The 22,256-nt window shown below is 47.0% G+C and carries 23 protein-coding genes; 16 read left to right on the forward strand and 7 right to left on the reverse strand.

What is annotated here, in order from left to right; genetic code table 11:
• Positions 1–56 precede the first annotated feature (56 nt).
• The 5 genes from AB432_RS11285 (at position 57) to AB432_RS11305 (ending at position 3,012) form a co-directional block, all read left to right on the forward strand.
• Positions 57–377, forward strand: a complete 321-nt coding sequence (locus AB432_RS11285; protein ID WP_048032352.1) for a hypothetical protein — start codon at positions 57–59, stop codon at positions 375–377.
• The gene (locus tag AB432_RS11290) at positions 374–1,138 is read left to right on the forward strand and encodes a DUF3109 family protein (RefSeq protein WP_048032353.1); all 765 of its coding nucleotides are present in this window, start codon (positions 374–376) and stop codon (positions 1,136–1,138) included. The genes AB432_RS11285 and AB432_RS11290 overlap by 4 nt, the downstream gene beginning before the upstream one ends.
• Before the next feature lie 56 nt (positions 1,139–1,194).
• The gene (locus AB432_RS11295) at positions 1,195–1,704 is read left to right on the forward strand and encodes an acyl-CoA thioesterase (protein WP_048032354.1); all 510 of its coding nucleotides are present in this window, start codon (positions 1,195–1,197) and stop codon (positions 1,702–1,704) included.
• Positions 1,705–1,780: 76 nt separating this feature from the next.
• On the forward strand, positions 1,781–2,701 hold the full coding sequence (locus AB432_RS11300) for an aldo/keto reductase (RefSeq protein WP_048032355.1): 921 nt from the start codon (positions 1,781–1,783) through the stop codon (positions 2,699–2,701).
• 14 nt (positions 2,702–2,715) lie between these two features.
• On the forward strand, positions 2,716–3,012 hold the full coding sequence (locus tag AB432_RS11305) for an RNA polymerase alpha subunit C-terminal domain-containing protein (protein WP_048032356.1): 297 nt from the start codon (positions 2,716–2,718) through the stop codon (positions 3,010–3,012).
• A gap of 60 nt (positions 3,013–3,072) precedes the next feature.
• Here AB432_RS11305 and AB432_RS11310 read toward each other — a convergent pair whose 3' ends face one another.
• From AB432_RS11310 to AB432_RS11325, 3 genes are all read right to left on the reverse strand, one after another.
• Entirely contained in the window at positions 3,073–3,513 is a 441-nt protein-coding gene (locus AB432_RS11310) for a thiol-disulfide oxidoreductase DCC family protein (protein WP_017247820.1), read from the reverse strand.
• A 79-nt stretch (positions 3,514–3,592) separates the two neighbouring features.
• Entirely contained in the window at positions 3,593–5,107 is a 1,515-nt protein-coding gene (gene hutH, locus AB432_RS11315) for a histidine ammonia-lyase (protein ID WP_048032357.1), read from the reverse strand.
• Positions 5,108–5,634: 527 nt separating this feature from the next.
• Complete coding sequence (locus tag AB432_RS11325; protein ID WP_048032359.1) at positions 5,635–6,198, reverse strand: hypothetical protein; 564 nt, start codon at positions 6,196–6,198, stop codon at positions 5,635–5,637.
• A gap of 77 nt (positions 6,199–6,275) precedes the next feature.
• On the opposite strand from AB432_RS11325, the gene AB432_RS11330 reads away from it, so the two are divergent.
• Complete coding sequence (locus AB432_RS11330; RefSeq protein WP_048032360.1) at positions 6,276–6,599, forward strand: hypothetical protein; 324 nt, start codon at positions 6,276–6,278, stop codon at positions 6,597–6,599.
• Here the strand turns inward: AB432_RS11330 and uvsE are convergent.
• Positions 6,558–7,484 carry a UV DNA damage repair endonuclease UvsE gene (gene uvsE, locus AB432_RS11335; protein ID WP_048032361.1) on the reverse strand — a complete coding sequence of 309 codons (927 nt, stop codon included), beginning with the start codon at positions 7,482–7,484 and terminating at the stop codon, positions 6,558–6,560. The genes AB432_RS11330 and uvsE overlap by 42 nt on opposite strands.
• Before the next feature lie 253 nt (positions 7,485–7,737).
• Here uvsE and AB432_RS11340 point away from each other — a divergent pair, with 253 nt between their 5' ends.
• The 9 genes from AB432_RS11340 (at position 7,738) to AB432_RS11375 (ending at position 16,957) form a co-directional block, all read left to right on the forward strand.
• Positions 7,738–10,092 (forward strand): bifunctional diguanylate cyclase/phosphodiesterase, encoded by a 2,355-nt coding sequence (locus tag AB432_RS11340; protein ID WP_235617664.1) that lies wholly within the window; start codon positions 7,738–7,740, stop codon positions 10,090–10,092.
• Between the two features lie 145 nt (positions 10,093–10,237).
• Positions 10,238–10,381 (forward strand): hypothetical protein, encoded by a 144-nt coding sequence (locus AB432_RS30710; protein WP_007724273.1) that lies wholly within the window; start codon positions 10,238–10,240, stop codon positions 10,379–10,381.
• 4 nt (positions 10,382–10,385) lie between these two features.
• Positions 10,386–11,918 (forward strand): amino acid permease, encoded by a 1,533-nt coding sequence (locus AB432_RS11345; RefSeq protein ID WP_048032363.1) that lies wholly within the window; start codon positions 10,386–10,388, stop codon positions 11,916–11,918.
• A 158-nt stretch (positions 11,919–12,076) separates the two neighbouring features.
• Entirely contained in the window at positions 12,077–12,541 is a 465-nt protein-coding gene (locus AB432_RS11350) for a hypothetical protein (protein ID WP_235617665.1), read from the forward strand.
• A 275-nt stretch (positions 12,542–12,816) separates the two neighbouring features.
• Positions 12,817–13,992 (forward strand): amidohydrolase, encoded by a 1,176-nt coding sequence (locus AB432_RS11355; protein WP_048032365.1) that lies wholly within the window; start codon positions 12,817–12,819, stop codon positions 13,990–13,992.
• Positions 13,993–14,019: 27 nt separating this feature from the next.
• Positions 14,020–14,850: a DUF3100 domain-containing protein gene (locus tag AB432_RS11360; RefSeq protein ID WP_048032366.1), complete on the forward strand. Its 831-nt coding sequence runs from the start codon at positions 14,020–14,022 to the stop codon at positions 14,848–14,850.
• Positions 14,847–15,284, forward strand: a complete 438-nt coding sequence (locus AB432_RS11365) for a hypothetical protein (RefSeq protein ID WP_048032367.1) — start codon at positions 14,847–14,849, stop codon at positions 15,282–15,284. Before AB432_RS11360 ends, AB432_RS11365 begins: the two co-directional genes overlap by 4 nt.
• Before the next feature lie 94 nt (positions 15,285–15,378).
• Positions 15,379–16,167, forward strand: a complete 789-nt coding sequence (locus tag AB432_RS11370) for an ABC transporter ATP-binding protein (protein ID WP_048032368.1) — start codon at positions 15,379–15,381, stop codon at positions 16,165–16,167.
• A 100-nt stretch (positions 16,168–16,267) separates the two neighbouring features.
• Entirely contained in the window at positions 16,268–16,957 is a 690-nt protein-coding gene (locus AB432_RS11375; protein WP_048032369.1) for an MBL fold metallo-hydrolase, read from the forward strand.
• 52 nt (positions 16,958–17,009) lie between these two features.
• On the opposite strand, the gene AB432_RS11380 is transcribed toward AB432_RS11375, so the two are convergent.
• From AB432_RS11380 to AB432_RS11390, 3 genes are all read right to left on the reverse strand, one after another.
• Complete coding sequence (locus AB432_RS11380; protein WP_048032370.1) at positions 17,010–17,663, reverse strand: SurA N-terminal domain-containing protein; 654 nt, start codon at positions 17,661–17,663, stop codon at positions 17,010–17,012.
• Positions 17,664–17,771: 108 nt separating this feature from the next.
• Positions 17,772–18,458, reverse strand: a complete 687-nt coding sequence (locus AB432_RS11385) for a tetratricopeptide repeat protein (RefSeq protein WP_048032371.1) — start codon at positions 18,456–18,458, stop codon at positions 17,772–17,774.
• An 80-nt stretch (positions 18,459–18,538) separates the two neighbouring features.
• On the reverse strand, positions 18,539–20,500 hold the full coding sequence (locus tag AB432_RS11390; protein ID WP_048032372.1) for a beta-propeller domain-containing protein: 1,962 nt from the start codon (positions 20,498–20,500) through the stop codon (positions 18,539–18,541).
• A gap of 182 nt (positions 20,501–20,682) precedes the next feature.
• Here AB432_RS11390 and AB432_RS11395 point away from each other — a divergent pair, with 182 nt between their 5' ends.
• Positions 20,683–22,218, forward strand: a complete 1,536-nt coding sequence (locus AB432_RS11395) for a fumarate hydratase (protein WP_048032373.1) — start codon at positions 20,683–20,685, stop codon at positions 22,216–22,218.
• The last annotated feature ends 38 nt before the right edge of the window (positions 22,219–22,256 follow it).

A 22,256-nucleotide genomic window follows, 5' to 3' on the forward strand; every position in this document is an offset into this window, starting at 1 on the left:
TTTAAGAGCTACTTTGTTATGATGGGCAGTATGAACCATTTCGGAGGGATTACAAGATGGACATTCAACAACACGAGCAATTGATTCAACTGTTGGCGGAGTATAAAAATCAAAAAGTTACCGTGACTTTTACCCAATGGGATACCGATAGTGAAGAAGAGGAAGAGGTAACACAATTTCAGGCTCAACTCCTCGAAACCAAGCTGACTGACAATGAATTTGAAGAAAAAGATCTCCTCCTTGTGTTTACGACAGCAGAGGGTGAAGAAATGGAAATTCTGATGGAAATTCCGGGTGATGAAGTAGATTTGGCTAGCTATGAGGAAGGCCATTTGCGTATTTTTGGAACAGAAGCGGAGATTGTTTTGCAAAAATGAAAACGAAGCGAGCTTTTCGTTATGTAGGCACGCCCGATCCCATGTCTGATAAAGAGGCGTACCACTGCGAAAAATATATAAAGAAAAACAAGCATTCCTTGGTGAGAGCGGGACAATATTTGGTTGATGTTACAGCCCTCCAGGCCTTGTTTCACTTGGACTGTTGGAATTGCAGGATGGTTCATCGCGAGACCTGCTGTGAGGGTGGACAACCTTACGCGGTAGAAGAGTGGCAGATTCCCATCATGGAGGGGGAAATCCCCTCTATCTCTGCTGGACTCCAGGATGAGTCTGAACGCAATCATTGGCTTGCGCATGGGGTTTGGGATCGCAATGAGCCTCCAGGAACCATTCGCATGCGACATGGCAATTGTCTTTTTTATCAAGAAAACAATGGGCGTTACGGCTGTGCGATCCATGCTTATGCCGAGCAGGCTGGTCGTGAAGTAGAGCCTCTCAAGCCATTTAGCTGTCAACTGTATCCAATCGATTTGATTGAGACAGGGGAAGGGATTCTGCTAACGGCGGTTACCACCGAAACGTCCTCCTTTTCCAGATGGGGTACGGATTATTTGGAGCAGTTTTACTGTGCCAGTCCGGCCCGCCGAAAGCTTGCCACGCATATAGATGACAAGCTGTTTGCTTTAGACGGCTATCGCCCAGCCTATGAGTGGAATCTCCCTTTGTTACGTTACATTTTGCAAGAACATGCAGAGAGAATAGAAAGCATGCTTGCGAGCAGCTATCGATTGGAACGTTGAATGCCTTGTGATATGATGATGTATGCATCAAGTAGATTGATAAAGGAGCAACAGCGATGAACGTCAAGACAACTCAAGAATCTCGTACAATTCAGGCATCACTGGTTCAGCCATCTGATACAAATTACCATGGAACTATTTTTGGTGGTACGATGATGGCTTATATAGATGAGGTAGCTGCAATCGCTGCGATGCGACATTCGCGTCGCCCTGTTGTGACAGCATCGATTGACTCGATTGACTTTCTTGCTCCCGTCAAAATGGGACATTCCATCTGCCTGGAAGCATTTGTTTCCTCAACAGGCAGAACGTCTATGGAGGTTTTCGTAAAAGTCATCTCGGAAAATCTCCAAACTGGCAAGCGTATTTTGACCGCGACATCTTTTCTCACCTTTGTTGCCTTAGATGAGGAAGGGAATCCGACTGATGTACCAGCTATTTCCCCAGAAACAGAGGAAGAAGAGCGATTGATGGCCACTGCGGATGAGCGCAAGAAAATGCGCAAGGAACGAAAAGGGAATCTGCAAGATTTTGTGAGCCAATTGAACATCGAGAAAAGCATATAATTTTTTTTAGTCTACACCCTGAGCGAACATTCGTTCAGGGGATTCTCGTTTATCCATGATGAGGAGGAATCGGGCAATGAAGTACCGCAGATTAGGAAAAACAGACCTGAACGTATCCGTAATCGGTGTAGGAACCTGGCAATTTGGCGGGGAGTGGGGAATGGATTTCTCGCAAGAAGCGGTTGACCAGATTCTCGACAAAGCAAAGGATCTCGGCATCAACCTGATTGATACAGCGGAATGCTACGGAGATCATCTGTCCGAACAGCTTATCGGAGGATATTTGAAAAAAAGCCACCGGGAAGACTGGATTGTGGCGACAAAATTCGGACATCATTTTCATGACAAATTTTCTCGAACCAATCATTACGGAGCAACTGAAGTTCAGCAGCAATTGGAAAAATCGCTGCAAGCCTTGCAGACCGACTATATTGACTTGTACCAATTCCACTCGGGACCTGACGAGGCTTTTGACAATGATGACTTGTGGACCTACCTCGACAAGCAGGTGCAGGCAGGAACGATCCGTCATATCGGCCTCTCGATTGCGAAAAATGACAACATGCACCAAACATCCGCCGCTACTTCGGTAAATGCAAAAGCAATTCAAGTCGTGTACAATCGTTTGGATCAAAAGCCGGAAGAAGGTGTTTTTGCTTCTTGCCAGCAGCAGGACCTGGGTGTACTGGCTCGCGTTCCGTTGGCGAGTGGTTATTTGAGCGGAAAGTATAAGCCGGGTTCTGTATTCGGTGGAAACGATGTGCGACACCGACACGATCAGGAGCATGTCAACAAACTGTTGCTCCAAGTAGAAGAAATCAAGAAAAATGAAGTTCCAGAGGGTATGGATATGGCGCAGTGGGCATTGGCGTGGTGCCTTAAGCATCCGGCTGTCACGACCGTGATCCCCGGCAGCAAGAGCCCTGCGCAGGTAGAGGCAAATGCCAAAGCGGCTGACTATGTGAGCGATGAGCATCCACAAGCGACGTCGAAATAAAAAGGATACGTGCCATGACAACTTCCAAAAAAACGGTAAGAACTTGCGCGAATGGTCATTCATACGTGAAAAGCAGTGATTGTCCGACTTGTCCAATCTGTGAGCAAGAACGCAAACCGGACATAGGATTTCTTTCTCAGCTCTCTGCACCAGCAAGAAGGGCATTGGAACACAATGGAATCACAACTGTAGAACTGCTCGCTAGTTACAGCGAAAAAGAAATCCTGAAATATCATGGGATGGGGCCAGCATCTATGCCGAAGCTTCGGACAGCATTGAAGGAAAAGGGATTGTCATTCAAGAGCGAATGATTGGGCACATAGAATAAAAAAGGAGGAGCCGCGATAGGACAGCGACTTCTCCTTTTGCTTTTAATCCAAAAAGCGGGATCTGATCTGGGGGGTGGGAAGCATGCATTGTTCTGCTTTGCCCATCCACCGATAGCGATTTCTCGCGACCCAATCATAAATCGGATTGCGGACAGGTCTAGGGATGAGCCGAGCTACATTTGACAACAGAGGCCATCCACCTTGAAGCTTGCGGCCGACATGCAAGATCGCATCCGATTTTGTATATAGCTGTCCGTTGGCGATAAAGACCACGGATGACATGTCTTTTTCCTGATAGTTGTAATGAGACAAAATTTCCTGCGCTCTTTGTGACTGCAAGGAAGCAAAGTGAATGTGTCCATGCGGATCACGTTTCAAAATAAACTGCACGGCACCGTGGCATAGATGACAAACCCCATCAAACAGCAACAGGTACTCAGGATGGTCCAGTTCTCTGCCTGCTTTCATGAGACAGCCCTCCATACTTCAAGTGGTTTGGTCTAATTGCTTATCCTTAGCTCCATCATAACAAAGAAAGACAATGGTTCCCATACACAAACGATTATTCCGTCACAAACGCGAGTGTCCCTTGCTGGATCAGCTCTTCTGCCTTTACGAGATCAGGATACATTTCGCGGTCTTCATGCAGGCGGGGAATCACCCGGCGCAACTGCTCATAGGCTCTGGCTGTACCTGTCCCGAGATCTCCCGAGCCAAAATCGATAGCTTGTGCTGCTGCCAAATATTCAATAGCAAGCACCTTGCTGACATTCGATACAATCGTGCGAAGCTTGCGAGCAGAAGTCGTACCCATGCTGACATGGTCCTCCTGATTGGCAGATGACGGAATCGAATCGACCGATGCGGGATGGCAGAGCACTTTGTTTTCAGAAACAATGGAAGCGGCTACATATTGTGTAATCATAAATCCAGAATGGAGTCCGCCATTTTCGGTTAAGAATCCGGGAAGACCACTTAGCTGTGGATTGACGAGACGTTCGGTGCGTCTTTCGGAAATATTTGCAAGCTCAGCGATGGCAATGGCAAGAAAATCAGCTGCGAATGCCATTGGTTGACCATGGAAGTTCCCACCGGAGATGACGTCGCCTGTTTCCGTAAAAAGAATAGGGTTATCGGTGACGCTATTGCATTCGCGTGTAACCGTGGTCCATACATACTCGAGCGTATCACGAGTTGCACCATGTACTTGCGGGAGGCAACGAAGGCTGTAAGGATCTTGGACACGTAGCTCACCCTGCGCTGTGGTACGTTTGCTGCCGGATAAGTGCTGGAGCAAGCGCTTTGCTGATTCCTGCTGTCCTGGATGCGGGCGGACGAGATGGAGCTGGGGATCAAACGCTTTTGGAATTCCACGAAGCGCTTCAATCGTCATCGCCGCAATCAATTCAGCGCTTTCAAGCAGTACTCGCGAATCATACAAGGCGAGGCAAAGCTGTGCAGTCATTGCCTGTGTACCGTTAATAAGAGCGAGACCTTCTTTTGCCTCCAGTCGAATTGGGGAAAGACCCACTTCACTCAGGGCTTCTTTTCCAGATAGCCGCTTACCATTGACAAGCGCTTCACCTTTGCCGAGCATGACCAAAACCATATGAGCGAGAGGGGCTAGATCGCCGCTGGCACCAAGGGAGCCTTGCTGAGGAATAATTGGATGAACTCCTCGATTGCATAGTTCCACTAGCTGAAGTAATGTTTCTTCCCGAATTCCCGAATAGCCCTTTGCCAACGCATTGATGCGCAAAGCCATCATCGCACGAACAACTTCAACGGCATAAGGGTCGCCCATTCCGCAAGCATGACTCATAATCAAATTTTCTTGCAGCTTGCTTACGTCCTCATCCTGGATCATGACATCGGAGAATTTTCCGAAGCCAGTAGTGATTCCGTATACGACTTCCTGCTGGGATACCATTCTCTCCACCATAGCACGTGAAGCACGAACACGATGCAATGCTTCGTCGGTCAATTGAATGTGAGTGGCCTTTCTTGCAATGGAAACAACATCTTCGATACGCAATTGATCCCCATCTACTTTTACAACGTTTGCTTGCTGATTCATCTGTAATTTCCTCCTTTAGCAGAGCAGAGAACGAAAAGAGCGAGGGGTTAGGATATCATCTCCTAACCCCTCGCTCGAGAGCATGTATGTGATTGGATAAAAACGTGTAAGCCTGCATTCGTCGCGGCATACGTTCTTCCTCACTTTCGTTCATGTGCAACTGTCTGATTATTTTAGCTATTGCTATCATTGTATCAAATGCCTACGTGCAGTCAAGATGATCTTGTCACGGCTGCTTCCCTAGAGAGCAAAAAACGGGCTTAGTCCATTTTTTCAAACTGGGCGAGAGTCGTCTCTCGAGTTGGATAAATGTCATACCATGTACTGTGTTAGTTTATCCGAAAGGACGTGTAGAATTCCGTGGAAAAGCGACGTAAGATGCCGCCTATGCCTACCGCACTCCCAAGGCGTCCTAAAGAAATGCCGAAACCGCCTTCTTCAGCGATGCCATTGCCGTCTCCATCGATGCCGTCACCTATGAAGCCTTCTCCTGAAAAGCCCAAGTCGGAAAGTCCAATCAATCCGAATCATTCTATTCCTGCGCGCCCAATGCCACAAAAACCGATCATGCCTGCTCCCAATCTGGCTAACCCGAATGTGCCGAACGTGATGCCGCCAAATCGGATGCCAGCGAATCCAATGCCACCAAATCCGATGCCACCAAACCTCAAGCCGTCGAATCCAATGCCCATGCCCATGCCACCGAATCGGATGCCAGCAAACCCTATGCCTAACGCTTCACCGAATGTAAGGCCAAATGAGAGCCCAAACATGAAGCCAAATGTAAGGCCCAATGTGAGACCAAACGTGCGACCAAACGTGCGACCGAATGAGAGTCCAAACATGAGACCAAATGTCAGACCGAACGTAAGGCCAAACGAAAGTCCAAACATGAGGCCAAATGTTGGACCAAATGTAAGGCCAAATGTCAGACCAAATGTGCGGCCGAATGAAAGTCCAAACATGATGCCAAATTTAAGACCCAATATCAGACCAAATGTGCGGCCGAATGAAAGTCCAAACATGATGCCAAATCTTAGACCAAATATGAGACCGAATGTCAGGCCGAATGCGCGACCGAATGAGAACATAGGAAGAGATCTGGAGCTGTTCCTGTTCAAATTCCAATTCCATATGGACCGGATGCAGTATTTCCGCCACAAATGCGATGAGCATCGTGAAAATCGCCGCAAATACATGGAATACCGCAAACATTACAAGCATCATGAACGGAGAATGCACCATTATCATGACCGTTGCCAATTATGGAATGACGGTAGCAGTTCCTTTGGTCGAGGCTCATCATCTTCATCTTCGGGTGGCAGTAGCTCTTCCTCCGGATGCCATTGCGGACATAGACAGGGTCATAGACGAGGGCGTGGCTGCGGATGTTCATTTTGAAGCGCATGAGGAAGGACGCCAGCTCATTAAGCGGCGTCCTTTTCCATACTCAATTCGTAAATGCTTCAACCGCAACTCCTTTTTTCTTTAACTCGCGCCTCAATGTAAGAAGGGCATCATCTTTGTTTTTGCATTCCAATATGATGTCCACATTGTAATCCGCAAGCGCACTGACAAATGTAAGGAACGCCTCTGGATCAATATCGTCTGCATGGGCACGAAAATCATTCGCTGACTTAGGCGAGGACATATGCATCTTCGGCGTGCGCTCTCCCCAGGTTTGAATAATCCGGGGAAGGTATTCGGTCCAATCTTCGCCATCAGAATGGCAGTTGTGATGGTGAATATCGAGCACCATCGGCACACCGATCCGTTCGCACAGCTCCAATACCTCACGCATGGTAAAAGACATGTCATCGTTTTCCACGACTAAACGACGTTTGACGTTTTCAGGAAGCTGCTCGAAGTTGGATGCAAAACGCTCGAGAGAAGAGGCCTTGTCTTCGTATACGCCCCCCACGTGCGTCACCAAGACGGAATTATCGTCGAGCCCCAGTAAATCAAACACTTTTGCATGGTAGGAAAAATCGGCAATCGTCGATTCCAGCACAGAAGGCTTGTCGCTGTTCAATATGCTGTAATGTCCTGGATGAGCTGTCAAACGAATGCCATGATTGCGGATATAATTCCCTGCCTTTTGGAAGTCCCATGCGAATTCTTTTGCCCAATCCCATTGCGCTGCTACTGGATGAGTAGCCAGTGGCACAAATTCAGAAGGAAGTCGATACACAAAGATATGATTTTCTACATTATAAGCAAGCAAATCCATTAAATTGAAAAAGTTTGCCTGCATAACTTGCCGCAGCTTTTTTAACCGAGCTTGGGGATCTAATTTATTTACCTGGGCAACCGTCGTTTTTTTGTTTGGATTGTTTTTCGTCTTTACACTGATGCAGGCATAGCCCATACGGATCAAGGAAATCTCCCTCCTTTGCAGCAGCATTCCTTTGTAGTATCTCCAAAACGGGAACGTCGTCGGCTTCTTGCCAGAGAATTATAAAACGGATAAGATGGGAGAATGTCACAGGGACGTCGATGAACATTCCTTAAAAGCGCGGACGTTCTTCGTGAGTAGACTTCGGTAGAGGGTTTTGAAGGAGAATGTAATGAATAGTCTTGACCAATCCTATAGTATGACTCTGGTTTTTCTCTCCTATTTTATTTCAGCAATGTCGTCATACACAGCATTAGATCTAGGCGCACGTCTCCATTATGCAAAAGGCAGGGGACGTGTGTTTTGGTTATGTGCTGGAGCCGTTTCCATGGGGCTTGGTATTTGGGCTATGCATTTTGTTGCCATACTTGCCTTGCATCTGCCGATTGCCGTCCAGTATGATAACCTGATTGTATTTTTCTCGATTGTTTTGGCCGTTTTATCTTCAGCGCTTACGTTATGGATCGTGAGCGAGCAGTCCATGTCCAAAACGAGGGTAATAACAGGATCGGTTGTCATTGGGTCTGGTATCGCCGGAATGCATTATACAGGGATGGCAGCGATGATGATGAACGCCATTATTCTGTATGATTGGCTATGGTTTACCGTATCCATTTTTGTTGCCATCCTGGTTTCGATGGTTGCGTTGATTCTTACGTTTCAATTGCGTTCGGTAGACCCTGTAAAAGGTCTCTGGCGTAAAATTTTTGCAGGGCTGTTGATGGGGGCAGCCATTACCGGTATGCATTACACGGGTATGTACGCCACCACGTTCGTCGCTCACGAGCACCTGACAATCGCAGTGATCGCGCATGATGATTCGGGGCTGATCGCTACCATGATTGGCATTGTCATCGTGTTGATTCTGGTCGTGACCTTGGCTTCTGTATACGTGGACAAGCAATTCGCAGGGAAGACCATGCGTGTACTAGAAAGTGATCAGCGCTATAAATCGCTATTTGAGCACAATTACGACGGGGTGATCTTTTACTCGATCGATGGTAGCCAAAGCGTCATGAACCCTGCGGCGATGCGATTGACAAAGGAGCAGAGTCTGCCTCTCGAAAAATTAATGACGATGTGTGCTTCTGCAGATGCCGAGCTCATATCGACACATTTTACAAATGCAGTGCATGGTGAGGCGCACAACTACGAGATTACCTTGACCACAAGCGAGGGTCGCCAGCTTCATCTGAACATGACCCATACCCCCGTATTTGTCGATCAGCAGATTACGGGAGTCTTTATGATTGTGAGAGACATTACCAATAAGAAAGAATACGAGGCAAAAATCAATTATCTCGCTTTTCACGATTCGCTGACTGGTTTGCCAAATCGACGTTTTGTCGAACAGCAACTGGATCAGGTGATTATGGAGGCGCAAAAAACGGATCAGCACGTATACGTGTTGTTTCTGGATCTCGACCATTTTAAGCTGGTAAACGATTCCTTGGGGCATGATTTTGGTGACCTGTTACTTCAGGAAGCCTCCTTGCGTTTGCAGGATTGTGTGGGTAAAAAAGGAGCGGTGAGCAGGCTTGGCGGAGACGAATTCATGGTGATTCTTACGGATGTCACGGAAAAAGAAGTATCTTCCATGGCGAATGAAATCAACCAAAGGATTGAACAGGCATTTTTTATCCATGGGCACGAGTTGTACATAACGACGAGTATCGGGATTTCTCGATATCCAGAGGATGGGCAAGACAGAAGTATCTTGATGCGTAACGCAGATGCGGCGATGTATGCAGCCAAAGACAAAGGGAAGAACAGCTTCCACCTGTACGTACCGAATCTGGAGCAAGCAGTGAATGACAAAATGAATATTCAAAATGAATTGAATCGCGCTTTGGCCAGACAAGAATTTTTATTGCACTACCAGCCACAGGTAAGTGCCAAATCTGGCGTAATCGTTGGCGTAGAAGCGTTGATTCGTTGGGATCATCCTGAACGAGGCTTGCTTTTGCCAGACCAGTTCATCTCTGTTGCAGAAGAAACCGGGTTGATCGTACCGATTGGAGAATGGGTGCTGCGGACGGCCTGCAAACAGAACAAGCACTGGCAAGAACAGGGGCTCATGCCGCTTCGGGTAGCCGTTAATCTATCTGCACGTCAATTCCTCAAACAGGACTTTACCCAGATGGTAGCTGAGATTCTGGACCAAACAGGGTTGGCACCGGAATATCTGGAGCTGGAAATCACTGAGAGCAGCATGATCGATGTCCAACGCGCCACACAGGCACTGAAGGAACTGAAGCAATTAGGTGTGCACGTTGCGATTGACGACTTTGGAACGGGCTACAGTTCTCTCTATTATCTAAAAGAATTTCCGTTGAATCGGTTGAAAATAGATCGCTCGTTTGTGCGCGACATGATCGAACAGCCTTCCAATCAAGCTATCGTGTCCACGATTATTTCCATGGCCCATCATTTGCAACTGCATGTGATCGCCGAAGGGGTAGAGACAAAGGAGGAGCTTGCGTTTTTGCAGGAGCATCTGTGTGAAGAAGTGCAAGGCTATTTATTCAGCAGACCATTACCGAGTGAAGACGTAGCGTTTTATTTGCAAGCTCAAAAAGGTGCTAGTTAAACAAGCGGAGCAGCTCTCATGAGTTGCTCTTTTGTTTTGCATCGGCCAGCCAAATGAGGTGGTATAGCTGTCAAATTGGCACGTAAAATGTACTATTCCTGCGAACTTGTCAAGGAATTGCATCTAGGACGAAAGGAGGGAGAGAATGCTGGCTCTGGGTGTCATCTTATTGTTGTTTACCATTGGAGTTGCGATTGCCATTGGGTATCGGGCAAACGAAAGCGTCCGGCAATTTGACGAAAGCGCGCATGAGAGTTTTATCGGTTCCCAAGCAGAGAGGGAGGGATAACGAAATGCAGCAGGAAAAAGAACAGCAATTACTCGAGGACAAGAAAGACCTGAACAAGTTTGGTTATGCGCAAGAATTACTGAGGGATATGGGTGGCTTTTCGAACTTTGCGATCTCATTTTCGATTATCTCTATTTTGACAGGGGCAGTCTCTTTATACGGGCACGGTTTACTGTATGGCGGTTCTGGCATGATGGGCTTCGGATGGACGCTGGTAGCGTTATTCGTCATCCTGATTGCAGCATCGATGTCTGAACTCGCATCGGCGATCCCTACAGCCGGAGCGTTGTATCACTGGGCAGCAATTTTAGGTAGCAAACGGTGGGGCTGGTACACAGCCTGGATCAATCTCATCGGCCAAATCGGGATTGTCGCAGGCATCGACTATTCGTTCTCTTTGTTTGCAGACCCGCTGCTCGCGAGTGCGTTTGGTTATACCTCAACAGAAACGACCACGTTAATCCTGTTCGGGATCACACTCCTTTTGCACGGTACGTTTAACCACATTGGAATTCGACTCGTTGCCCGGTTAAATGACTTTTCCGCATGGTACCATATTGGCGTCGTCGTCATACTCGTCGGAAGCCTCGTCTTTTTCTCCCGTCATGATTTGCAACCGCTTGATTACCTCTTTCAGGTCGGTCAAACCTTTTCAGACAAACCGTACGCGATTGCTTTTTTAATTGGATTGTTACAAGCGCAGTGGACGTTTACTGGCTATGATGCATCGGCACATACAATTGAAGAAACGATTAACCCGCGGGTTCGTGCTGCTTGGGGAATTTATACGTCTGTGGCCTTTTCCTTTATTTTTGGATTTATCATGCTTGCTTTTGTCACCTTATCCATCAAAAATGCAGCCGCTGCGAGTGAAGCGGAAAATGCATTTATTTATGTGATTAGCGAAGCATTAGGCGGTACATTTGGTTCAGTTGTGCTGTGGCTCGTCACCTTTGCAATGTGGTTCTGTGGCTTGGCGTCGATTACTTCCTTTTCGCGAATGTTGTATGCGTTTTCACGAGACAAAGGAATGCCGTGGAGCCACCAGTGGGCAGAAATATCGACCAAGTACAGAACGCCGGCAAAAGCAATTTGGCTGGTTATCATTCTTTCCTTTGCGCTTGCCCTGTTCGATTACATCGTGAAAAGCATCAATCCGAACACGTCGTATACGACCTTGGCATTTTTAACGGCGGTAAGTGTCGTTGGGCTTTATGTCGCCTACGGGATTCCGTTGTACCTCAAGCTCCGGGCGGAATCACGAGGACTTTTTCAGCGGAAGCATTACGGTCCCTGGCATCTGGGGAATTGGAGTAAACCCATTAATGTGTTGAGCTTGATTTGGATTATTTTCATCTCGATTATGATGGTGATTCCACCCAATCAGACAGCGGGGTATGCCTTGATAGCCATGTTTTTGGTGCTGCTGATCATGGATTTGGCTTATTACCGGAAGCATTTCAAGGGCCCGCAAGCTGCGCTGGGCAATTCGGAGGAAGACATTAAACGTCAGGAAGCGAAATTTCGCGACTCTTAATGGAAAAGAAGTCCCATTTGATGAAATATGAAGAGCCTCCCTTATGTCAGTATTATTGGCATAGGGGCTTTTTTTTGTAGAAGGTGGTTTTGCATAACGAATAGCAGAGGACGAAAAGCTATCAGTAGGAAGGAAATAGAAAGACATATGGGAGGAACATGATGAAAAGAATGAGATGGGTGTTGCTTGCGATGGGAATCGCGCTGATGGCTCAAACAACGATGAGTTTGGTTCCACAGGTGAGTGGGTATGACGGCTATACGCGTGAAGGAAATTCCTCGAATCGGTATGAAGTCGCGGGTATTACAAATGCAGGCGCATTCGAAGCCTTTTTTGGAAAACTTCAAGAAGCGGTCAAAGTAAATGACAAGACAGAAGTAGCCAAGCATATAAGGTATCCACTACGTGTGAACAAAGACGGGAAAAGTCATTTTATCCCAGATGAACAGCGGTTTTTGGAAGAGTATGATCGAATCATCACGGAGAAGGTAAAGGAAGCGTTTTTACAGCAAAAGGTAACCGATACGTTCGTCAATGATCAAGGCGTGATGGTAGGGAATGGAGAAATGTGGCTGGGGCAATTTTCGAATCGATTTTTCGTTTTTGCAGTAAATGTAGAATAGGACAAGGGCTTTTCAGTAGAAAAGCCCCAATCTAGCAGTGTAGATGTTTTTATTGTTCCAAATAGTATATTTTACATGGACATTATCGATAGAAAATTCTAAAATAACAAATAAATAGACAGCTACAGATGTAGATTCGACAGCTTTGTCCTTGTGGAATGGACGTTTGTTATTTTCATCGTTCCGTGATAGAATTCACAAAACGATATTTTTTTTAGCTAAACTTAACTGATTCGGAAAACGTTGAGGGGAAAAGCAAAAAAAGGAGTGATTGTGTGAGTTTGGAAACGAAGAAATGGGCGGATGAAGTAGCTGAACAGGTAGTCTCATGGCGACGATACCTCCATCAGCATCCAGAATTGTCGTTTGAAGAAGAGAAGACGTCTCAATTTATTTACGAAACGTTGGAATCTTTCGGGAATTTAGAGCTTTCGCGTCCAACCAAAACGAGTGTAGTCGCTCGACTGATCGGATCACAGCCAGGAAAAGTTCTTGGTATTCGCGCTGACATTGATGCTCTCCCCATCCATGAAGAAAATGATGTGCCATATGCATCAGGAAAAGCTGGCGTGATGCACGCGTGCGGACATGATGGTCATACAGCGATGCTGTTGGGAGCCGCAAAAATTTTGTCCCAGTACAAGGATCAAATCAAAGGTGAGGTTCGATTCTTTTTCCAGCACGCCGAGGAGCTGCCGCCGGGTGGCGCTGCTGAAATCGTAAGAGCTGGTGCAGCGGACGGACTGGATTCGATTATCGGCATTCATTTGGCATCGTACATGCCTGTCGGGAAATTCGGTGTACTGTACGGGGCACTTACTTCATCGACAGATCGATTCGATATCAAGATTCAAGGAAAAGGCGGGCACTCCTCGCAACCGGAAGCATCCGTGGACCCGATCGTCATTGGGGCACAGGTTATTACTGGCCTACAACAAATTGTATCCCGCAATGTGAGTGCGTTAGATAAAGTCGTTATTTCGGTGACCATGCTGAATGCAGGGACAGCTTATAACATCATTCCGGATTCGATGACACTGACGGGCTCCACACGCTGCTTCGATGCGGAGATTCGCAAAAATATTCCGATGTGGATTGAACGGATTGTCAAAGGAATTACGGAAGCGCATGGCGCAAGTTATGAATTCACGTTCTCACATGGCTACACATCGGTTGTCAACGACAAGCAGGTGACCAAGCTGATGGAGGATACGATCATCGAGCGTTGGGGAGAAGAAGAGATTATTTACATTGATCCTTTGATGCCAGGTGAAGATTTCTCTGAGTATTTGAAAAAAGCTCCAGGCTGTTTTATTCAATTGGGTGCTGGCAATCCGGACAAAGGCTTTACGTATCCGCATCATCATCCACGCTTTGATTTTGATGAGGATGCAATGGTACGCGGCGTGGAATTGTTTGTGCGTGCAGCTCAAAAAGTAGTCATGGAGTAGAGCGAGATAGAATGAGGGGGATGTTGTATGGCAGAGGCACGCGTCAATGAGTACAAGCTGCATTTTCTCGTACTTGTTCTCGTCGCATTGACAGAATTTATCGGGACAAAGAAAATCAGTATTGGCATCGGGGTTATCGCTCTGTTTCCGATGCTCTACGCGCTCGTTTTAGGCGGGGCAATCAGTTGGCCTAAGTTTAAATTTTTGAGCGAAAAAGAAATGAACGTCGCAGCCAATATTTTGGGTGTCTCGTTTTTGATCTTTATTGCGAAGCTGGGAGCCAATATCGGTCCTGAGCTGCCTAAGCTTCTCGGTTCTGGTGTATCGTTGATCGTCCAAGAGATGGGACATATTGTAGGGACAATCGCATTTGGTCTGCCAATCGCATTGTGGCTAGGTCTGAAGCGTGAAGCAATTGGGGCGACTTATTCTCTCGACCGTGAGCCAAACTTGGCAATCATTGTTGATAAATTTGGAGCAAACTCTGCCGAAGCTCGTGGCGCACTGGGTGTATATATTTGCGGAACCTTGTTTGGTGCCATTTATATGTCGATTCTTGCAAGTATTTTAGGAAGCAGCGGGTTGTTTCACCCGATTTCTCTGGCGATGGGAGCCGCAGTTGGTTCCGGTAGCATGATGGCAGCAGCAACAGGCTCATTGGCTGTTATTTTCCCGGAAGCGCAAAAAGACATTGCCTTTTATTCCGGAGCGGCAAACTTGATGATGAGTATCGTCGGAACGTACGTATGTATCTTCTTTTCCTTGCCGGTCACACAAAAGCTGTACGCATGGCTTGAGCCTATCATTGGACGCAAAGGCGCTTCTTCTGCAGCAGAAGGGGGGAGAAAAAGCGCATGAATCAAATCTTGACGATTTTTATCATTGGCTTCATTGCTCTTATCGGTAACTGGATCGGTTATAAAGTACCATTCATGGAATCATTGCCAGGTATTTTGCTTCTGGCGGTCATTACATTGATCGGAATGGGCTTCACTCGCATTCTTCCGTTCAAATCTCCCGTCATTGTATGGATCTCTTTGTTTGCGATGCTTGCTACATCCCCGTTTTTTCCAGGGAACGAATATACGGCTGCAGCGATTGCCAAGATCAATCTGCTCGCATTGGCCACGCCGATTCTCGCGTATGCAGGTCTGTCACTCGGAAAAGACGTTCATCTATTCAAACAGCTTAGCTGGCGTATCGTTGTCGTGTCTCTCGTCGTCTTTACCGGCACGTTTCTGTTCGCTACGTTGTTTGCAGAGATTGTATTCAAGATTCAAGGCAAATTTTAACGAAACTGTTTTTGTGTTAGGGCCTCCGTGTGCTTCCATATGCCATGGAGGTTCTTTTCACATACAACTGTGAGAGTCAGGAGTGGAGAGAAGCATGATCATTGATGTGAGAAAAGTTACCTGGCAAAGAGATGAAACAACCATTCTGCGAGACATTGCCTGGCAAGTGAAAGACAAGGAGCATTGGTGTTTAGTCGGTTTAAATGGCTCCGGTAAAACCAGTCTGTTGAATATCATTTGTGGCTATGTGTGGCCGACAAAGGGGGAGGTTAGTGTATTAGGCAATCTTTACGGAACTGTCGACTTACGTGAGGTGCGTAAATCAATCGGTTGGGTAAGCACGGCGCTAATGGCACAGCTTCACGAGCATGAAACTGCACTCCGTGTCGTCTTGAGTGGGAGAGAGGCAACCATCGGCTTGTATTCCGTTCCAGAGGAGGCGGACATAGAGAGGGCGTCGGATTTACTCGATACATTTGGATGCCGTGCATTGAAAAACAGACGTTTTGCCGCTTTATCACAAGGGGAGAGACAAAAAATACTGATTGCTCGTGCATTGATGGCTTCCCCTCGATTACTTATCCTAGACGAGCCTTGTACAGGATTGGACTTGCTTTCAAGAGAACAGCTGTTGGCTATGATTGAACAAATCGCCAAGCAGCCAAACGGGCCTACTCTTATTTATGTCACCCATCACATTGAAGAAATTTTGCCTTGTTTCACGCATACCTTGCTGCTAAAAGCGGGGGAAGTAGACCAGGCTGGAAAAACAGATGAAGTCCTAACGGCAGAACGTCTGACAAGCTTTTTCGGTGTACCTGTTCACATTCAACGCTCGCAAGGAAGATCTTGGGTAAGCTTAGGGGAAGAGGCAACTGTTTGATCGTGTAGGATAAGTTTTGGGCACGAGTCAGCACGGTTGTGCATGATTGTGTATAATAACTATAAGAAATTGTATCTGGGAGGAGAGGAGAGATGGAGGCATGAACAATGTGATTGCACCAATCACAGACTCCACCTGGGCGATCATCACCTATGAGGAAGCGTGGAATAGCTACGTGAACAGCTATGTGATCAAACAAGGGAATGCCTTTGTATTGATTGATTCTCACCAGCGCAAGCAACGTTCATTTTTTCAACAGGCGTTGGAAGAGATCGGGGTCAAGCCGGAGCGAACGGAATATGTCTACTTCACTCATCGACATGCTGATCATATTGGAAATGCCGATATGTTCCCTTCTCGAAACAATTGGATTCACCTCGACGATTATTACGAACTGGACGATTTTTCACAGACGCTATTCGGCCATACGTTTACAGGTAGTGGGGGAGATCTGCCTTCCCTGCGTTTCCGACAGCTTTCTTTTCATACAGAAGGCTCCGTTGCCTTCTTTGATCCCCAGTCGAAAATATGCTTTGTTGGTGATCATTTGTGCTTTGAAAACACAGAACTCGGCCAAATCGTTGGCGGAGAAGTGGATTGTCGGAAAGCTTATCAAGAACACTTGCAGCAATGGGTAGCCCGTGAACCAGAGCGTGCGGTGGAGTTTACGGAGGGCTTGGAGATTTTGCAGGATTGGCCCATTGAGTATTTAGCCACTGGTCATGGTCCCATTCTTCAAGGCGATATCAAGGTGTTCCTGCAAGAGTTGATTGCGATTGCTCGTCCGTAACAAAAAAGACTTGTGCGCCACAACAGGCTGACACAAGTCTTTTTTGTACGATTTATTTTGAAGCAGGAAGTTCTGCTTTGTTCGCTTCTTTCTCTTGATCCTCTACTTTTTCAAATGCTTTGTCCAAAATTTGAACATTATGCTTTTGCTTAATTTCCTTGATCCACTTACTCATGTTGGAACGTTTGTTTTTATCTTTTACTTTCTCCGTTACCTTTGGACGTACTTGTTCCAGTGTGCCGTCAAGCTTTTCTTTGTTTTTCTCATAGTATTCCTTGATTTGCTCTTCCGTGATCGGGTAAGCTTTCTCGAACATCTTGTCTCTTAACATGATTAAACGTGATCTCTCACGCAATTCATCCTCGGTAATTTCTTCTTCAGTCAAATACTCCTGGAATTTCTCTGGACCCATTTTTTCTTTGATGGGGTTAATTTTTGCGTCCAGTTCCTGATCACTTACTGTGATCCCCTGTGCAATCGCTTCTTGTTTATACACTTCCTTCGTGATGAGATCAGACATCACGCTTTTCCCATCTTCTTTTTTCATAGCCTCATATACTTGATCTTTGGTAATAGAGACAGTTCCCACTTTAGCCAGTTCTTCTGTAGAGGGAGAAGCAGTTTCTTTTCCAGGTGTACAGCCCGCTATAGCGAGACCGAGTACAAGTGCTGAGGCAGCGAGTATAGATACATTGAATTTTTTCATGAAAAATACCTCACTTTCTTGATAGTAATACGACTGTGCATAGAGCAGCGTTACGGGGACCGGAAAATAAAAACCGCACACATAAAGCAATGTGCGGTCGTAAATCGATTAGCTGGCTTGTGTAGAGGCTTTTTTCCACTCTTCCAAGCGTTTTTCCAGTACGGTGTGATTCAGATGCAAAAGACTGGCTGATTTGTCCATCAACTGCTTGAGATGGGAAAGGGCCCGCTCGTAATTTCCTTTGGCAGCTTCAATCTCTGCCAAGCAGAAGAGCTTCCAGTCTTTTGCCGATCGTTTGCTTGCAATTAGCTGGTAAGCTTCTATTGCACTCTCGACTTCACCCAGGCGGGCGTGTGAGCAGGCAATAAGAGCTAAGGAATCAGTCATTCCCTGATCGCGCTGGTAAATACGAAACGCCACTTCCAATGATTCGTTGTATCGTTCGGATGAATAGTAAACGATCGCCAAGTTGTAAAACAAGTAGTGAATCATCGCTTGATTGAATAACGTGGGTCGTTCTTTGCAGACGTTGATTCCTTGAACGATATATTTTTCGGCCATTTCATAATTGCCAAGCATGATCTCATGGGTTGATTTATCCAGCATAGCGACAGCACGGGAACGGTTCTTCCGATAGGAAGCCTCCAGCCAGCGCAATCGAATATTCAAACGGCGTTTGAAAAGATTGGCCATGTACTGAAAGCGGAAGGGCCAGTGCAGGCGAATAAACATAACCAACAGCACAGCCGCAATCCCTGCCAGCGTTGATGTCAAATTAAAACTCAAATACTCCACGTAGTGACACCCTCTCTATTTACGCTGCATCTATTACCCCATCTTAGCACAGAACCTGTCCCCATGACAGAGCATTACCGCTATTTCGTCAATGGCAAGATATTCTCTTTTTTGGGGGCAGAGAGCTGCTGCGTTTTGACGTAATCATCGGAAACGGTATAGAGCGTGTTGCCAATCGTGAGTATCCGTTTAATGTTGCTGGTGCTGTCGTACCAGCCTTCGCCTGCTTTGGCGACATCTTCCTTGGTCAGATGGGTGATCTGATCGGTCAGTTGAAAACCTTTTTGCAAATCGAGCTGATAAACATAGGCACCCTGGAAAGTAAAGTGGCCGTACTCGCGCATATCGTTTTTGGCTTTTTGTTCAGCCGTTCGTTCATGGACGGATACAGGGAAGGCTAGCAGATTTTTTTCTTTGGAGAACAGCAGAGCCTTGTGATTATGCAACAGCTCGGAGTCTGTTCCTCTGTCCCCGATAACAGTCTTGAACTTTTCCTTCGGTTTCGTTACATCACTGACGTCAAAGAGAGCGATTTTCATCCCTTGGTAGTACGCCCAGTCTTTATCTGATTCTGCTTCTTTACCAAAACCGATGATATGGTTTTCATCATACGGGTGTAAATAGTCGCTGTAACCTGGAATTTTGAGGGCACCCAGTACGCTTGGCGCAGAAGGCTTCTTCAGATCGAGAACGAACAGCGGGTCGACTTTTTTGAAGGTGACCATGTAGGCACGATCACCCATGAAACGGACAGAGTAAATGCGTTCTCCTGGAGCGATGCCTTCTAGCTTGCCGAATACCTCGAGTTTGTTGTCCAGTACATACAAGTTGTTTTTCGACGTATGCTCATCGTCTCGCCACATGTTTCCGCTCGTGGTGGCAATGCGGAAATAACCGTCGTTTTCATCCATGGAAAACTGGTTCAGAATGAGACCAGGCACCGACCCTTTCCCCGTGTAGTGAATGTCTCCCTTGTTCATAGCAAAACGATAAATGGTTGTATCTAACTCAACGGGAGGGGCAATCAGAGGAGTTGTCACTCCTTTTTGTTTAACGGCTACTGGCTGGGCATTGTTCTGGGTGACGGCTACATACAGATTTTTGGTGGATGCATAGATGTTCTCGCCAGCACCAAGATACGTATGCAGTGACATCTTTTGTTTCGAATCTTCCAGATTCACACCAGCAACGATCAAATACTCTGGACGAAAGTGATCCGGGAAGTAACGAATCTCGTTGTAGGGAATGGTTTGGTATTGGTTATGATGGGCGCTGTCTTTATACGCTGGGCCTGGCACTTCTGCTTTCTCTTGCATAATTCGATACGTGTCCATGTAATGGTTGGCTGTCACGTACAAGCTCCCACCGATTTTGCGGGACGACATGTACTGACCTTCCAGCTCCAGTTGACGAATGAGCCGAGGCTGTTTTTTGTCCGTAATGTCGTAGATCATGGTTTTCACGGACTGCATGCCTTGGTAACGGGGAATGCCTCTTTTGGAAGCAGGACCAGGAGGATAGGAGATGGTCTCATCCGCTTGACCGATTACGATGAGTCTATGATCGTCTACGTACATTTCTTGCGGTACGAATTTTCCATTGTCGTAGCTGATACGGCTTGCGACCTTCATCTCGGTGGCAGGATTCGCTTTGATGATGCGCACTTCATTTTGCGTGGATTGATAAAGATAAGTTCCGTCTGATTTGACGATATCTGCTTCATCGACGCCCTGCACTTGGGTATTCGTTGTGGAAAAATCACCGCGCACAGCGCCGCCGGAAGTGTCCGCTGCTTTGTTGGCCGTGCTAGGTGCGGCTGCTGGTAAAGCGTTACTGGTTTCCATGGTGCCGTAATGGTAGCTGTCCACGTTTGATGATTGGATGAGCTTTTTCAGCTCCGCATAGGAACCGACTACTGGCAACTCTTCTGTAGATGCTGCGGCTTGAACGGTTGGTGCCACTACTGTACCCGTCGTGAACAGGAAGGGTATAGCGGTCACCACCAGCACGGAGGCGAGAAGCCCGGCAAAAGTTCGTTTCATTTTAATCCCCCTCGTATCTGCTTCTTACCAAAATTTTCTGTCGGTAATAAGACGATGCGTGTTTACGGAATGTTTCACACACTCTTTGGGCATCAATCTACGGACAGGTGGGGGAGCGTGTGCTATAATAATAGGCGGTTTATGCTACCATTTACACCACTACGTCAAAAGGGGCGTCATAGATGGAAAACTTGAAGCAAAGCATTCTGGAACTCATCACGGATACTTCTACGAATCTACCACCAGACGTGCGTCGTGCCGTCAATGCAGCTAAAGTGAAAGAGGATCTTGGCACACGTGCAGCGCTGTCGTTGTCTACGATTGCGCAAAACGTTGTCATGGCAGAAGAAAATGTTTCTCCGATCTGTCAAGATACGGGGATGCCTACATTCGAAGTGAAAACTCCGGTTGGAGTCAACCAGCTGATCATTAAACAAGCAATCAAAGAAATGATTGCAGAAGCAACCAAAACAGGTAAGCTGCGTTCCAACTCCGTAGACTCCTTGACGGGTGCAAACACAGGAGACAACCTCGGACCAGGTACTCCTGTCATTCACTTCGAGCAATGGGAAGAGGATGAAATCGAGATCAAGCTAATTCTCAAAGGCGGCGGCTGTGAGAACAAGAACATCCAATACTCCCTGCCCTGTGAGCTCGAAGGCCTGGGCAAAGTGGGCCGCAACCTGGATGGCATTCGCAAGTGCATTTTGCACGCCGTCTACCAAGCACAAGGACAAGGCTGTAGTGCCGGCTTCATCGGCGTAGGAATCGGTGGCGATCGCACCTCCGGTTATGCACTGGCGAAGCATCAATTGTTCCGCAAAGTAGACGATGTCAATCCAATTGCTGATTTGGCTGCATTGGAAGACTACATCATGGAAACAGCAAACCAACTCGGAATCGGAACCATGGGCTTTGGTGGTAACTCGACTCTTTTGGGCTGTAAAATCGGCGTGGAAAATCGCCTGCCAGCAAGCTTTTTCGTATCCGTTGCGTACAACTGCTGGGCATTCCGCCGTCAAGGTGTTCGCCTGAATCCGGAGACTGGCGAAATCCTCCGTTACCTCTATAAAGACGAAGAAGTAGCGATGGACTTGTCCCCGGTAGCAGCTACGGACGATGCGGGCGAAAAGCGCAGAGAGGTTGTTCTCGAAGCGCCAATCTCTGAAGAACAAATCCGCAGCCTGCGAGTGGGCGATGTGGTTATTATCAACGGTGAAATGCACACAGGACGCGACGCCCTGCACAGCTACCTGATGGATCATGACTGTCCAGTGGACCTGAACGGTGGCATCATCTACCATTGCGGTCCAGTCATGCTGAAGGACGAAGCAGGCGACTGGCATGTAAAAGCGGCTGGTCCGACTACCTCCATTCGCGAGGAGCCGTACCAAGGCGAAATCATCAAGAAATTCGGAATCCGTGCCGTTATCGGAAAAGGCGGAATGGGTGCGAAAACCCTGAAAGCATTGAACGAGCATGGCGCTGTTTACTTAAATGCAATTGGTGGAGCGGCCCAGTATTATGCAGAATGCTTGGAAAAAGTAGAAGGTGTCGACTTCATGGAATTCGGTATTCCAGAAGCGATGTGGCACCTGCGCGTAAAAGGCTTCGCAGCAATCGTCACCATGGATTCTCATGGCAACAGCTTGCATGCGGATGTGGAAAAGTCATCTGCAGAGAAATTGGCTCAGTTTGCAGCACCTGTATTTAAATAAGGAATGTAATACGAAAGCCTCTGGCGCACTTCACGTGC

Origin of the sequence: Brevibacillus brevis, assembly GCF_001039275.2 — a bacterium.
Lineage (GTDB): Bacteria > Bacillota > Bacilli > Brevibacillales > Brevibacillaceae > Brevibacillus > Brevibacillus brevis_C.

What these genes read in the sequence shown, in the direction of transcription:
- AB432_RS11330 (WP_048032360.1), top strand. Translation starts at nt 6,276, where the DNA reads ATGAGCATCGTGAAAATCGCCGCAAATACATGGAATACCGCAAACATT.
- AB432_RS11360 (WP_048032366.1), top strand. Translation starts at nt 14,020, where the DNA reads ATGGCAGAGGCACGCGTCAATGAGTACAAGCTGCATTTTCTCGTACTT.
- AB432_RS11300 (WP_048032355.1), top strand. Translation starts at nt 1,781, where the DNA reads ATGAAGTACCGCAGATTAGGAAAAACAGACCTGAACGTATCCGTAATC.
- AB432_RS11310 (WP_017247820.1), bottom strand. Translation starts at nt 3,513, where the DNA reads ATGGAGGGCTGTCTCATGAAAGCAGGCAGAGAACTGGACCATCCTGAG.
- AB432_RS11340 (WP_235617664.1), top strand. Translation starts at nt 7,738, where the DNA reads ATGTCGTCATACACAGCATTAGATCTAGGCGCACGTCTCCATTATGCA.
- AB432_RS11350 (WP_235617665.1), top strand. Translation starts at nt 12,077, where the DNA reads ATGATGAAAAGAATGAGATGGGTGTTGCTTGCGATGGGAATCGCGCTG.
- AB432_RS11370 (WP_048032368.1), top strand. Translation starts at nt 15,379, where the DNA reads ATGATCATTGATGTGAGAAAAGTTACCTGGCAAAGAGATGAAACAACC.
- AB432_RS11285 (WP_048032352.1), top strand. Translation starts at nt 57, where the DNA reads ATGGACATTCAACAACACGAGCAATTGATTCAACTGTTGGCGGAGTAT.
- hutH (WP_048032357.1), bottom strand. Translation starts at nt 5,107, where the DNA reads ATGAATCAGCAAGCAAACGTTGTAAAAGTAGATGGGGATCAATTGCGT.
- AB432_RS11395 (WP_048032373.1), top strand. Translation starts at nt 20,683, where the DNA reads ATGGAAAACTTGAAGCAAAGCATTCTGGAACTCATCACGGATACTTCT.
- AB432_RS11380 (WP_048032370.1), bottom strand. Translation starts at nt 17,663, where the DNA reads ATGAAAAAATTCAATGTATCTATACTCGCTGCCTCAGCACTTGTACTC.
- AB432_RS11325 (WP_048032359.1), bottom strand. Translation starts at nt 6,198, where the DNA reads ATGTTCTCATTCGGTCGCGCATTCGGCCTGACATTCGGTCTCATATTT.
- AB432_RS11305 (WP_048032356.1), top strand. Translation starts at nt 2,716, where the DNA reads ATGACAACTTCCAAAAAAACGGTAAGAACTTGCGCGAATGGTCATTCA.
- AB432_RS11390 (WP_048032372.1), bottom strand. Translation starts at nt 20,500, where the DNA reads ATGAAACGAACTTTTGCCGGGCTTCTCGCCTCCGTGCTGGTGGTGACC.
- AB432_RS11365 (WP_048032367.1), top strand. Translation starts at nt 14,847, where the DNA reads ATGAATCAAATCTTGACGATTTTTATCATTGGCTTCATTGCTCTTATC.
- AB432_RS11295 (WP_048032354.1), top strand. Translation starts at nt 1,195, where the DNA reads ATGAACGTCAAGACAACTCAAGAATCTCGTACAATTCAGGCATCACTG.
- AB432_RS11345 (WP_048032363.1), top strand. Translation starts at nt 10,386, where the DNA reads ATGCAGCAGGAAAAAGAACAGCAATTACTCGAGGACAAGAAAGACCTG.
- AB432_RS11290 (WP_048032353.1), top strand. Translation starts at nt 374, where the DNA reads ATGAAAACGAAGCGAGCTTTTCGTTATGTAGGCACGCCCGATCCCATG.
- AB432_RS30710 (WP_007724273.1), top strand. Translation starts at nt 10,238, where the DNA reads ATGCTGGCTCTGGGTGTCATCTTATTGTTGTTTACCATTGGAGTTGCG.
- AB432_RS11375 (WP_048032369.1), top strand. Translation starts at nt 16,268, where the DNA reads ATGAACAATGTGATTGCACCAATCACAGACTCCACCTGGGCGATCATC.